Origin of the sequence: Kitasatospora sp. NPDC087271 (assembly GCF_044744605.1) — a bacterium.
Taxonomy (GTDB): domain Bacteria; phylum Actinomycetota; class Actinomycetes; order Streptomycetales; family Streptomycetaceae; genus Kitasatospora.
On sequence record NZ_JBIUYQ010000001.1, the window covers coordinates 726,833 to 739,809 of the forward strand.

At 64.4% G+C, this 12,977-nt stretch carries 8 protein-coding genes; all 8 read right to left on the minus strand.

All coding sequences use genetic code 11. The annotated features are described in order from the left end of the window. Nucleotides 1-34 precede the first annotated feature (34 nt). On the minus strand, nucleotides 35-1,066 hold the full coding sequence (locus tag ACIO9K_RS02850) for a CBS domain-containing protein (RefSeq protein WP_400326440.1): 1,032 nt from the start codon (nucleotides 1,064-1,066) through the stop codon (nucleotides 35-37). Next, nucleotides 1,066-2,868 (minus strand): DUF262 domain-containing protein, encoded by a 1,803-nt coding sequence (locus ACIO9K_RS02855; RefSeq protein WP_400326657.1) that lies wholly within the window; start codon nucleotides 2,866-2,868, stop codon nucleotides 1,066-1,068. Before ACIO9K_RS02855 ends, ACIO9K_RS02850 begins: the two co-directional genes overlap by 1 nt. A 111-nt stretch (nucleotides 2,869-2,979) precedes the next feature. Continuing rightward, nucleotides 2,980-5,322 carry a UvrD-helicase domain-containing protein gene (locus ACIO9K_RS02860; protein ID WP_400326443.1) on the minus strand — a complete coding sequence of 781 codons (2,343 nt, stop codon included), beginning with the start codon at nucleotides 5,320-5,322 and terminating at the stop codon, nucleotides 2,980-2,982. 51 nt (nucleotides 5,323-5,373) lie between these two features. Continuing rightward, complete coding sequence (locus ACIO9K_RS02865) at nucleotides 5,374-7,980, minus strand: hypothetical protein (protein WP_400326446.1); 2,607 nt, start codon at nucleotides 7,978-7,980, stop codon at nucleotides 5,374-5,376. Between the two features lie 116 nt (nucleotides 7,981-8,096). After that, entirely contained in the window at nucleotides 8,097-8,561 is a 465-nt protein-coding gene (locus ACIO9K_RS02870; RefSeq protein ID WP_400326449.1) for a DNA phosphorothioation-associated protein 4, read from the minus strand. After that, nucleotides 8,561-10,618: an AAA family ATPase gene (locus tag ACIO9K_RS02875; protein ID WP_400326452.1), complete on the minus strand. Its 2,058-nt coding sequence runs from the start codon at nucleotides 10,616-10,618 to the stop codon at nucleotides 8,561-8,563. The genes ACIO9K_RS02870 and ACIO9K_RS02875 overlap by 1 nt, the downstream gene beginning before the upstream one ends. Then, complete coding sequence (locus tag ACIO9K_RS02880) at nucleotides 10,615-10,779, minus strand: hypothetical protein (protein WP_400326455.1); 165 nt, start codon at nucleotides 10,777-10,779, stop codon at nucleotides 10,615-10,617. The genes ACIO9K_RS02875 and ACIO9K_RS02880 overlap by 4 nt, the downstream gene beginning before the upstream one ends. A gap of 45 nt (nucleotides 10,780-10,824) precedes the next feature. Continuing rightward, nucleotides 10,825-12,963, minus strand: a complete 2,139-nt coding sequence (locus ACIO9K_RS02885; RefSeq protein ID WP_400326458.1) for a DEAD/DEAH box helicase family protein — start codon at nucleotides 12,961-12,963, stop codon at nucleotides 10,825-10,827. Nucleotides 12,964-12,977: the final 14 nt, after the last annotated feature.

Sequence of the window (12,977 nt, forward strand, 5' to 3'; positions counted from 1 at the left end):
GTGCCGCATCTGACAACGCACTACCAGATGGTGTTCAGTCCCCGTAATTCTGCCTAGGAATACTAGCAAGGACCTCCGCGAAGCGAGTGAGCGCGTCATAGCTCGCCGCATCGAGAGTTCGATCGAAGTGCATGACTTCGTTTCGGATATGTCCAGTCTTGCGGAGGTGATGCACGAACTCATCGTGGTCAATTCCGTGCCAGTTCATCCGCTTCCAGCCTTCCGGATCCTTGATGAGCTTCGCATATCCACTGAACATCAAGTGCTCAATGGACTGGGATGGCTTCCCCTGGTATCGCGCGCCAGCTTCCTGGATCTCCTGCGGAGTGAAGACCGGACCGAGACGTTCACGCAGGCATCGCTCGATCTGACCGATGGTAAAGAACGGCCTACTCAACTGCTCGAACTGAATGGCGATATCGGATGCGGTGACAATACCCTGGAGCTGCCCTCTGCTATCGCGAACGAGGCAGTAGCCTTCCTTCTCAATCAGGGGAAGCGCCGTTGGGAGCGGTGTGTTGATCTCAGCTACCGGGCCAGTTTCAACCATTGCCCGCTTGAGGTCGTGCTGCACGCTGGTTGCATACATCCGAGCAATGGAGTCCCAGGTAACAACACCCACGAGCGTGTACACGTTATCAATAACTGGAAGTTGTGAGAAATCCCGCTGCATCATCAAGGAAATTGCGTGCTGCAATGTATTATCCGTACGCACCGAGACCAAGCCGCCCCTCGCCGACGGCACTGACCTCAGCAGGAGCGGATCGGTCGGCATGACCCCCATGGGAAGCTCGCCGTCCGACCCATCTCCCTTCGAGCCACTCGACGAACTGCCATCAGGTGCGGTCTCCACACTGGCTATCACAATGCGTACGCGCTCGTCACGAGGGGTATTGCCGAAGTAGGGCAGCGTGGCAAGACCAGCGTCCAACAGCGCATGATCGATCTTGGCAATCTCGCCTGGGTGACGGACCCGCACACCGAAGAAGTCGAGGAGCTCGAGTACGGTGCACTCCTTACCCTTGAGCCCGGCGACCTGCTCACGGTCGGGGAAGATATCGGCCACTACATCTTCTCCTCGAGCGTGGTGTCGAGTTCTTCAGCATCGGCGATACGCAACACCGGGCGCCCCATGGCTTCTTCGATCAGTTTAATCAAGCGAGTGGACCGGTCCGAGTAGAAGGCCTCGAAGTCGTCGTCGTAGAGATGCCTCGGGTCGATCAGATGTGAGGCGATGACGTCGTCGAACCACACTGGCTTCATTCCCGCCTCCATGGCAAGGATCGGCAGGAAGCGCGAAGGGGCGCCCGAAACCCAGAGCGCAGCCTGATAAGAGATCGGCGTCTTGTTGACGATCGAGGCCATTCTCGGGTCCTGACCGTACCGCTTCTGAAACCACGCCTTGGGGAAGACCTGCCTGATGTCTACGCCGCGGCCCACCACCGCCTCGCGTCCAATCGGCTCGGCGGCGTAGTACCAGTCCACCGCGCCCTGCTTGATCAGTAGTGCATAGATGCCCTTGTAGGCCGCACTGTTCCTCGTCTTGAGGGTTGCCAGCCTCTGTTCGTGGAAGTTCGCCTCCGCGATGGTGTCGGGAACCGGGGCCGACGCCGAGGTCACCCAGGCGAGCACCTGCTCGACATCGCGCGAAAAGCGGCTCTCGATCGCTCCCCCGTACATCTCGCCCAGCACTCCCGCCCAGTACCACTGGGTGATCTGTCCCTCAGCCCGTGACGTCCATGCGTCCTCCTGAGCGAGCAGGGCGCGGATCGCGGCGAGCGGGACGAGCTGGGTTCGGTACGGCACGTCGTGTGCGTTGAAGATGCACTGCCGGGCCAGGAAGGAACCTGCCCAGGCGAACGCCTCGGTGAGCTTCGGGGCGAGGTCGCGGAAATCCGCCAACGGCAGGTTCAGCAGGTCCTTCCGCTTGCAGGCGACCGCGGAGGCGCGGCGCTGCAGCTTGCGGTTGTAGGTGTAGACCAGCGCAACGGCTTGGAGGAAGTCGCTACTGGTCAGGCCATCCTGACCGAAGTCATCGGCCACGCCGAGCATGGGGTGTTCCTGGCATAGCGAAGTCCGGATCTCTCGCCAGCCAGCAGCCAGGTCGAAGTCCTTGCCCGTCTCCTCAAGGTACGCACGGTCACCGGCGTACGTGGCGGTCAATAGCTCGAAGACGTTTAGCACCACGCCGCCGGTGTTGACGCGTTCGAAAACGGAGCACACAGCCTCCTTGGCGGTGTTCGCCGGAAGGCTGATGGTCGGAACCAGGAACTGGTCAACCTGTTTGAGTACGCACGCCTCGAACTTGTCCCATAGGGCCCAGTTGTCCGTCTGCTGGCAGTAGAGCTTGCGCCAGTGGGCGCGCCCCTCGGTGTTGAACACAAGGTTCAACGGGAAGTGGCCGTACTCACGCTCCTGTCTGCCCGAACTCAGGTCCAAGCGGATCTTGCGGGCGAAGTCGTCGCGGAGGACCCGGTCTTCGGGAACCGAAACGATGGCATCCTCCCGATCGATTCCCTCCGAGACCGCCGCCTCCATGTTGATGTAGTACCAACGGCGAAGGGGACGCCCCCTGGCATCCGCGGTCTCGACCGGTTCGTTCCGGCACAGGGCCTGGAAGAGCGAGGTCGTCCGTTGTTGTCCGTCGAGGAGCAAGTCGTCGGGAACGACCTCAGCATGCAGCTCCACGCCGGCCAGCGAGCGCGGCTGGAACTGCGGCTGGCCACCCGTACTCAACGTCATGATGACACCCAGTGGATAACCCTGAGTGACCGTAGCGATCAGGGCCTTGATCCGCTCGTCGTCCCACTTCCACTCTCTCTGGAAGTTGGGAAGTTGAACCTTGCCCGTTCCCACGTCTTCGAGCACTGTCTTCAAGAACGGACTGTCCAACCCCACTGCGAATGCTCCCCTATTCGAGCCCCTAAACCGACCCTGACACTCTAAGAGACCCGGGTGTCACCGCGTAACAGCATTCTTCTACTCAGGCAGGCTGGCGGTCGCTGTCGGATCGATGAACGGGCTCGGCTCGCCATGCCAGGTCACCCTGAGAGCGTCGCGGGCCCTGGTCGTGGCGACGAAGAGCATCGACCGTGCCTTCCGTACCTCCCGACGGTAGCGAGCCGGGTCGTCGTTGCGAAGGCGGTCGATCACCGAGGCCAACGGCACCAGGTGGGCACTCGCGCCGACGATGATGACGCGCTGGTACTCCAGCCCCTTGAACCGGTGCATGGTGCCCACGTGAATGTCCCCGTCCCCACGCGGCCCCTCAGAGGTCAACTGCGCGTACCCGAGGCCCGCCTTCGACGCCAGGTGGTACATGACCTGGCTGACCATGTCACGGTCGGGTACAGCGACGGCGATGAGTCCGCAGGTCTCGCGCGGGTTGCCCTGCCCATCAACGGAGAGTTCCTCATGCCAGGCACACAGGGTTCCGGCAAGGCCGTCAAGCTCCTCCTCCCAGGTGAGATAGCGCTGGTACTCGGGCACCGGACCGTGCAGAACTGAACGGTACCCGGCGAGAGTGTCGGTGCCGTCGTCGAGGTCATCGAAGGGCTCCCCGGTCATCACTGTGAGGGCTCGGGCGAGGATCTCCTTCGTGGTGCGGTAGCTGAGCGACAGCCGTGCCGAGCGGCCCTTGATGTTGATGCCGAGAGCCCCGAGCGCCACCTGGTTGTCCGAAACTCGCTGGTGTGGGTCCCCCACGATAAACAGGTCATTTACGCCGGGGGCCACCATCGCGCGCAACATCTTCCAGTGCGCCGCCCGCAGTTCCTGGGCCTCGTCGACAACGACGTGCTGGTACCGATGCTTCAAGTCAGAGATCAGGGCCTCGACGTCACGGTGTATGAGGTCGGGGCCACCGATCTGCTCTTTGTACACCCGTCGGGCCTCAATGCGGGCCGCCCGCTCCTGCTCGAAGCGGGCGGCCCGCTCGGCAGCCTGTCCCAGGGTCTCGATGCCCTTCCTGTCGAGCCGAACGGTGAACTGGTCGAGGAGCCCCCAAACTCCGGCGCGTTCCGGTCGGGTCAGAGCTCGGCCGCGGCCCACGCGACGGGTCCGGAAGTACGCTCCGCGGTTGGGGACGGAGTGAGCGAGAATGACCTGTTCCCACTCGTCGATAACGAACTCGGGCTCCCAGGAGCTTGGCTCCCCTGACTCGGTGAGCAGCGCCCGCAGTTCCGCCAGCGCTACGCTGTCGGCCACCCGCTGCTTGGCTCGGCCAGCGAGTGTGTTCTCGCTGACGACCTTGTACGCCAGCTCGTCGATGTGGGTGATCTCGACGCGGGCGAACAGCTCGGGATCATCGATGAGCTCGGCGAGACGGTCGCTGAGGTCGGCGGCCAGGTTCTTGGTGAAGGTGGTCAACAGGATCGGCTTGTCCCGGCCAGGCCCAAGCTGTCGGACGAGGTGGTTAATCCGGTGGAGGGCAACAATGGTCTTTCCGGTTCCGGGGCCGCCGGAGACCCGGGCCGGACCGTTGTAGTTCCGCCCCACGAGACGCGCCTGCGTCGGATGGAGGAAGACCTTCCAGGCCTGGAAGTCATCCTCCTCCAGCACCTTGCGCAACGCGTCGTCGACCGTGGTCACGGTGGTACGGGACAGCGCCGCGCGGAAGTCGTCGGTGTCTACATGCCCCTCCACAGCCACCGGATCGGTGATCTCCACGCGGACCTCCTCCGGCGTGAAGCCGGAGGCGAGGCCGTACAGGACGTCCTTGGACAGCATCGGCGCGTCGGCCAGGAGGCGATCGAGGTCCTCGCTGCGGGTCACGGCGAGTGCCAAGGCAATGAGTGGCTCCGCAACTCCGAGTTCACGAAGCAGTTCTGCGGAATGGCCGGCCAACAGCGCGGGCTCGGACGGCCCCGGCCCCGTGGTGAACGGCTCGGCTGCCGTGATGCCTTCGGTGCGCCCGGGCATCGTCACAGCAGCCGGTTCGGCCGGCGTGAGTTCGATCCCGGCGCGGTGGAGGGCGTCCGCCCCCACTACCGAGAGGTCGATGAACTCGATCTCTCCGGAAACCCGGTTGATTGCGACGGTGGTTTGCTCGTACACGTCGCGCCGGTGGCGCACGGCGATGACCAACCATGTTTCGGTACCGTCGGTCTCCGTGCCCGCGCGGGCCAGCAGCGCGCGGTAGGAATCGTCGATCCGTGCAGAGAAGACACGCGGGTTCCCCTTGAGCTGCTTGAGCTGCAGGCCGTTGCCGTAGGGGTTCGCCCGGAACCGGTGGGTGAAGTCGTAGAACTTCGCCTTCACCACGCGATCGAGCCGGTAGAGCTCCTGCTCCGCCTTCTGGTACATGGCGAGCCGAACAGTCATGGGGTGTGCCTTTCGCGTGGGTCGTGAAGGTGCACGGTTTGGCGGGGCGTGTCAGTTCCTGACCTCGGCATCGGGCAAGCTCCTGGCGAGCTCGTCGAGTTGGTCGAGCCACTCAGCGGCCGTGCGGACCATCCACCCCGCGGACCGGTAGGCTTCATCGCGCTCCACCATCTCGGCCGACCCCCCGGGCGAGGCCGGCTGCTCCGACACCACCGCGATCCTGCCGGTCTCCGTGTCCCATGCGAAGTCGGCTTGCCAGCGGTCATCCCCGAGCTCGTAACCGAACACCGGAACCTGCTTGCCGCGAGCAGCCAGGGCTCGGGCAAGGGTGACAAGCTGTACCTCGGAGCCCTCATCGAGGAGGGGAATGATCTCCATATCCCAAGCAGGGTCCCGCTGAACAGCGGCGGCCGCCTCGTCTCCGCCTTCCTCCTCGGCGTGTAGCTGGCCGGGCTCCTTCTCCGAGCGACAGGACGCGTCCAGCCTCGGGGTAGTGGAGCCATCGTCGGCCGGTTCCACATCGGCTTGGAGAAGCTGGAGAATGTCCTTGTCCCCGCGGACACGCAGGTGGCTGTACACCTCCTCCATCGTGGTCGCCCCGGTCAAGCCGATCCGGCGGCCTATGACCTCGGGCATCGTGGCCTCGTCGACCTGGCCGGACAGTGCCATCAGGCGCAGTGCGCACTGGACATCGGCGAGCTGGTTCGTCGGCTCCTGGGCGATGCGCTGTGCCTTGATCCGGCCGTCCTTCGCCGTCAGGAAGACGTGGTCGCCTTCGACCGCTTCGAGCGACTCCAGCAAGGGACGCAAGGAGCCGAACGTCGGCTGGTTCCCCCAGGCGACAGTGGCGTCACCGGCTTGGTGCACCAGCTCGATCTTGCCGCCAGGAGCGAGACCCAGGTGTACGGCGAATCCCGAGGGCACCGGGAAGCCGGAACCACGCAGGTGGTCGTGGTTCACGTCAAGTCGGTACCACCAGATGCCCTGTCCGGTCTGGAAGCACCGGCGGGTCCGCGCGACGTCGCGTCGGGGCTGGTACTCACCCCCATCCTCGGCAGCTACTGGAGCGAGCCGGACCCAGCCACGCTGGAAACGCTCGAAGCCGGGACCGCTGAGGTAGGCATGAACGGATTTCTCGGACACGTCGAACTCGACGCACAACGCACTCACGACGTCTTCGGCCCTGGCGGAACCACCGACTGCTTCGAGCTCACGGACGATCATCTCGCGAATTCCGAGATACTCCGCTCCACCCCAGCGCCTCAACCCGTAGAGGTCCCGGTCACGACGCACGAATCGGCCGTCACTCTGGAGTTGGTTGCGCAGACTGGCCAGGGCGATGCCGTCGTCGAGTCGAGCGAGCAGGTCGGCTGCCGGCAGGGGACGGCCAACCAGGGAGAGAACCGCCTCCGCCCGTTCGTTGACCGACCGCCCCCAGCACAGGAGGTGATCGTCAAGGATCTTGAAACCGCTCAGCTCCTCCAGCCAGTCTCGTGCGCTCTCCTCACGGATTCCGGCCTCCGCTAGCAGGTCCAGCGCTTCGGCCCAAGGCTTGGCGCTCTCATCGCAGAGCTCCTGCAGCGAAATGCGCGTCCGCTCCTGCAGGTCGCGCAAGTCACCCTGGACTAGCCATCCGTCCGACCACCGGCGGTCAGGCAGACAGCAGACGAGAACCTGCCACAAGGGGAGTTCCAGACCTGGCACCGAGTGGCCGTGCTCCTCATGGAGCGCCAGAAACTCCGTCTCCACTGCCACGGCGCCCATGGCTTCCTGGGCAGCGAGCAGATGGCCGTACAACCCCCGACCGGGCTCGGCGAGCCGCCATTCCTGGACCCGCTTCTCCAAACCGAGTTGGATCTGCCGCATTCGTTCACGCGTCACACCGAACTGCTCACCGAGAACCTCCAGGGCCACCCTGTTCGTGGTGAACATGCGTGCCCTGGCAACTGCGAGCTGCCGCTCGTCCCAAGCGTCGATCAGCTCACCGAGGACGGCTAGCGGGCTGTCGAGGAATCCGGGCACCACGTCCGGAGGCTGCGCAGCAATCACGCCTCCTGACAGGCCGGCCCCCTCCACCGCATTGACCGAATAATCCCGCGCCCACCTACTGACGGCTTCCGCCCCGCTCCTGATCTCCTCGGGCGCATCGATCGGAAGGACCGCCAGCAGTGCCGCAGCTAGGGTACCCAGATCATCCGCCCGTGCCGCCGCACTGCCGGGCGGCTCCGGCGCCTGGGGCACGCTCAGGTCGCGTCCGCGGTGCTGGAAGGGATGCAGCTGGGCCTGCACGAGTCCGTACAGCACCGCGTCGCCGTCCGCGACCGGCATGCCCGCGACGGCCTGTTCCACGGTCTGGTCGAGGTCGAACTGCTGGCCCTCGGTACAGAACCTCAGATGGGGCAGGGCCGCATTGAGCGTCAGGTGCGGCCAGAAGGCACGCAGTGCGGTCGCCGCACGGTGCGCGATCGCGTCCGCCGAGGTCGTCGCCAGCGCATCAGCGAGCCCCGTACGAATCCACCAGGCGTCGGGGAGGCGGGGGTCGTCAAGCACGGACCCGAGCTGCCGGGGATCGCCCCAACGCAACGCGGGGAGGAGATCGCACAGCGTGGTGCTGGTCTGGCTGTGGTGTTCGGTACGGCGAGTCACAGGCTCTTCCACGTAGTTGCGACTGTCGGGGAAGCATGGCCCCTCGAACAGGGTAGGGAGCAACGCTGACAATGGGAGTTCACCAGCGCTGCGGTGGTCCGCAGGGCACCCAGCGGACCACCGCAGCGCTACCACTCCAAGGCGTCGAGCATGTCCTTGACCGGGTTGTCGTCCACCACGGGAGCGGGCGTCAAAGCGTCCAGCACCAGGGAACTGACGATCGCAACCAGGTCCCGGCTGCCCCGGCTGTTGACCTCACCCTGAAGGTAGTGCAACCCGCCGTTGGCGTACTCCTCGAAGATCCTCAGCCGCTCGCCGAGACGCTCGTCCGCGAGAATCTTGGCGTCTCCCGGCTTCTCGGTGGTTGCGAGGAGGTCGATGAGCACATCTCCGTACGGACGGTTCTCCACCAAGGCGTAACGAATCTGCTCGCCGGACTTCTCGAAGGCCCTGCGCTGTCCCTTCCGTTTGCCGAGGGCCGCCGAGAAGAGGAGGGCCTCGTAGTTTGACCGGAACGGCCCGTCCTTGCCGGTAAGGGCGAGGAGCAGCTGCTCGTGCTCGGCAGGACGCCGGAAACGAATCTCGACAACCATCAGAGGGACACCTCTTCCAGGACGGTGTGGTCGAACTCGCCGTGCGAGACGTAGGGGAAGACCTGGTCACAAATGGTGATGGTCTGCTCGTCGGCATCGCCGTTGGTGGTGAACGAACGCAGCACGTACATGCGAGTGGCTGCTCCGCCGAGGTGGTCCAGAACCATTCCGCGGGACTGCGATTGGGAGAGCAGGGTGATGATCTGCGAGGTCAGCTTGGGCAAGGACTCGGCGATGTCGTTCTGGTAGGCGACGTCGAGGTTACCGAACGGGGCGTCCATCACGACGGGGTAGATGCCCCCTCCCCCGATCGCGGCGTCGCCCGCCCCCTCCTTCCGGTCGTGGGTCTCTCTGGCCAACTCGGAGACCGCGCCGACGAAGGACAGGCCAAGGATCTGGTTCTCACCAGTGCTGCGTGCGGCAGAACCACCAAACGTGTCGTTCACCAGTTCCAGAGCGAACGACGGTGTCAGGTGCGGGGTGAACGGCTTGATACAGATCCGCGCGAACACACTCTTGATCTTCGCGTCCAGCGCATTGCGCACTTCTTCGGTCTTGACATCCCGGACCTTCCGGAAGGCCTCCAGAACCTCCTCCACCAAGGCAACCTGGCGCTGAATCCTGCGCGACTCCTCGTCCTGCACCTTCGCAGCATGGAACTGGCGCTTGACCTTCTCGATCTGCTCGTCGAGCTCTTCGATCTGCGTCTTGGCATCCCGGTGCAGCTGCAGAGCCTCCACACGCTTGCGGTCGAAGTCCTTGCGGCGCTCCTCCAGCTTCTGGACGTCCACCACGTCCACGCCCTGCAGTTCGCGGGCGATGTCGCTCTCCTCGGCGTCGACCTTGTCGATCGACAGCTTGAGCTCTTCGATGTCCTGGACACAGGTACGCAGTCGCTCCAACACCTCGGCACGCACCTGCGGCAGATCGGCGGCCTTGCCCGCAAGGTACATCCAGCGGGTCTCCACGTCGGCCAGTCCCGCGTTGTACCGGCGTTCCTCGAGCGCCCTACGGGCCCCAGACCCCTCTGCGAGATCACGACCGCACATGCACACGCCGTCGTCCAGCAACCCGTCGATGTAGTCGCGTTGGATGCCGGCCGGGAGCTCACGACGCTTGCGCATGCCCTCAGCCAGGTCCAGCACCTGTTCGTCGAGGGATCCGGTGAAGGCTAGGAACGCGTTCTTGGCGAGCAGGTCCTTCTTGTCCTCCTGGCGTGCGTCCCGCTTCTCCAGGAGCTCCCGGCGACGCTCCTCGAGCTTGGCTCGCTGGCGCTGCAGTGGCGCGGCCTTGCCGTTCGCGAGAAGTGCGCGGTTCGCGGCGTCGACTTCTCGCTCGTACCCTGCCGCGTTCTGTGACAGTCTCAGGAGCTCATCGTGCACCTTGAGCTTCTGTTGCACGAGCCGTTCCTGGTCTGCGGTCAGCATCTGCAGACGGGAGTCGCCGTCCTTGCCCACCTGCCGGGCTAGCTTGGCCGAGGCCTTGGGCAGGTGATTGCTGATAGCACGCTCGATCTCCTCCAGGCCCATGAGGGTCTTGATGGCCTGCTGAACCTCGTCGGTCCGATCACCAGTGAACATGCGCTCCATGCGCTCACCGTTGAAGAAGAAGAACTGTCGTAGTTCCTCAGGAAGGATCTTCTGGATTCGGTCCTGGCCGTTCTCGACCGTCTTGCTGACTCCGTGGTCGGTCTCCGTGACGGTGAGCTTCGCGGGCAGTCCGCTCTGCTCGTCCGATCTCTTAACGGTGGAAACCGAGCGGTGCACGTTGAACAGCAGCCCCTCGTGCTCGAAGAGCAGCCGAACTGAGGCCCCAATCTGATCGCCAGGGCTGGCCTGACTCCACGTGTGGTCGTTGATGACGCGTTCCTGGTACTCCACGTCCCCGGAGAAGGTTCCGTACAACGCCCAGGTGAAGGCATTGAGCAGGGTGGTCTTGCCCGCTCCATTCATTCCGAAGAACAGGACTGCCGGTTTCTCCTCGGTGACTTCGAGGTTCAGCTCCTGGACGCCGTGGAAGACCCTGAAGTCCTCAAGAGTGAGCTTGAGCAGCTTCACTTGGCCAGCTCCTTGGCGGCTCGAACGATCTCTTCGGTCAGCAGGGTCGGGTTCTTCACGTGTAGATACTGCCGCTCCATCTGCCAGACCCGCTGCGCGAGCGCCTTGGCCTCCGGGGAGAGCTCGTTGAGGATCTCCCGAGGCGTCTGTTGAGTGGTCATGAAGCCTCCACGCTTCGGATTGTGGTCATGGTTGGCCGCTCTTACTCAGGTGTCCAGCAGGCCGTAGCGCACGCGCAGGGGACGCAGGATGTCCAGGGTCTGTCCCTCGTTGTCAGCCAAACGTGCGAATTCAGTGACACGCGCCAGTTCCCGCGCCAACATGCGGCGTTCGGTGCCACGTTGCGCTCCCGGGGACTGATCGAGCGGAACAACGATGAAGTCGACGATGTCCGCGTGATCCTTCCCCAGAGATTTCCGCAGCACCCGGCCCCGGCGTTGGATGAACTGCCGGGGGTTGGAGGAGCTGGCCAGCAGGTAAGCCGTGCGGGCCGCCGGCACGTCCACCCCTTCGTCCAGGCACTTCATCGACAACAGGACCTGCAGGTCACGGCCATCAGCGAAGCGGCGCAGCAGTTCCTGCCGTTCGCCGCGGCGTGTCTCGGCAACGTACTGGGCGGCCGGCATGCGCAAGTCCTGACCGACCATCATCAGCGCCTGCTGGAGTTGGGTCGGCTCGTCAGATGTGCCGTGTTCGTGCACAAGAGGGTGGCGTCCCTCCGCGCAGTAGAGCAGTTGGTGCCAGTCGTCCCGACGCCCACTGATCTCCCGGCGCAGTGCCGGAAGCTTAGCCCTGGCGTGGCCGAGGATGTTGGACCGTTTGCGGAGCAACTTGCCCAGCGGGGTGTCCTCGTCCGCGTCATCAACCAGATCACGCACTGCCATGAGCTTCGCGATCTTCTCGGTGACCTCCGAGTACAGTTCCGCTTCCTCGTCGTCGAGTTCGACGAGCACCGGAGTGTAGGTGTAACGACACAGCGCTCCGGCCCGGATGGCGTCACCTATGCCCATCTCGAAGACGACGCTGCCAAAGTAGGTGCGCAGGGATGCGGTGCCGTCGTCGTCGAACCAGCGTTCCGGGGTTGCCGAAAGGCCGAGTCGGTAGCGTGCGTTAGCCGGCAACTTGTCGCGCAGCCGCTTGGCGCCCAGGTTGTGGCACTCGTCCGCGATCACCAGCGTGTGGCCCCGGTGCCGTTCGAGGATATCCTGGAGGGGTCCGCCGGCCAAGGTGGCGTTGGTGGTTACGATCACGCCTCCCTTCCTGGTGCCCAGGGCCAGGGCATCAAGCAACGCGGAGGCGTCGCCGTACCAGCGGTTAACAGACTCATAGGCGCGCACCGGAGTCACGCCGAACCATGCGATGTCACGGCTCCACTGGTCAACTAGGTGCTGGTACGGGGCGATCACCACGGTGAGCAGGGGCTCGTCACGCTTGGCGAGCATCCGTGCCAGCTGCGCGGCAGCGGACAGCGCGGTGAGGGTCTTCCCCGTCCCGGTGGCCATGCGCAGGATGCCGCGGCCCTCACCCTCGAACCAGCGCTCCACCGCTCGCTTCTGGTAGTCACGAACCACCAGTTCGGCGGGAATGGCCAGCTGACCCGGCTGGTCCAGACGTGGCACCGTGATCATTGCCCCGTCCAACGGCGGTAGCACGTAATCGGCCGTTCCCGACGACCGGTGCTCGCGGGACTCGATGATCTCCTTCGCCGCATCGGTGAAGTCGAGGACTCGCAACAATGGGGTGCGGTCATACCACAGGTCCCCGAAGTCCTGGTCTATCCGCATGGCACGGGCGCTATCCCCGGCTTCCCACGTGCGGAAGACCTCGATGGATTCGAAATTGCCCACAAGTCCGGGCATGGTCTCGTTCGCGCTCCCCTTGAAGGCGACGAGGTCCTGGCCGTCCCGGAAGATGCCGATCTTCTCGTGGTACATGCCGATGCGGTCACCCGCGGAGATGTAGGCAAGTTTGATGTCGAGCCGACCCTCTGCAACGAGTGCACCGAGCTGGCCAAGCCCGTGAACGGCCCTCGGGTCCTCGCAGGCGTCCTGAAGGTCCTTCAGGGCCGCACGTTCGAGGACGGCCCTGACCTCGTACCCCGCCCGGATCTGCTCCACGTCCTGTGCGCTTAGCTGGGGGGAGGCGATGATGCGCATGGTTCCACCGCGGGCCGCGAAGCGATCCAGCCCTCGGCCCAGTACAGCCAGGACCGACGCGCTGAAGTACCCGACTGCCCGGTCGTACTCCTTAGCCACCGCCAGGCAAGGGGCGTAGAAGTCGGTGACCATGTCGCAGCGATCACTCCGGTAGTCGCCAAGCAGTCCGGCTGAGCGCAGGTCAGTCATGGGACGGGTCGACA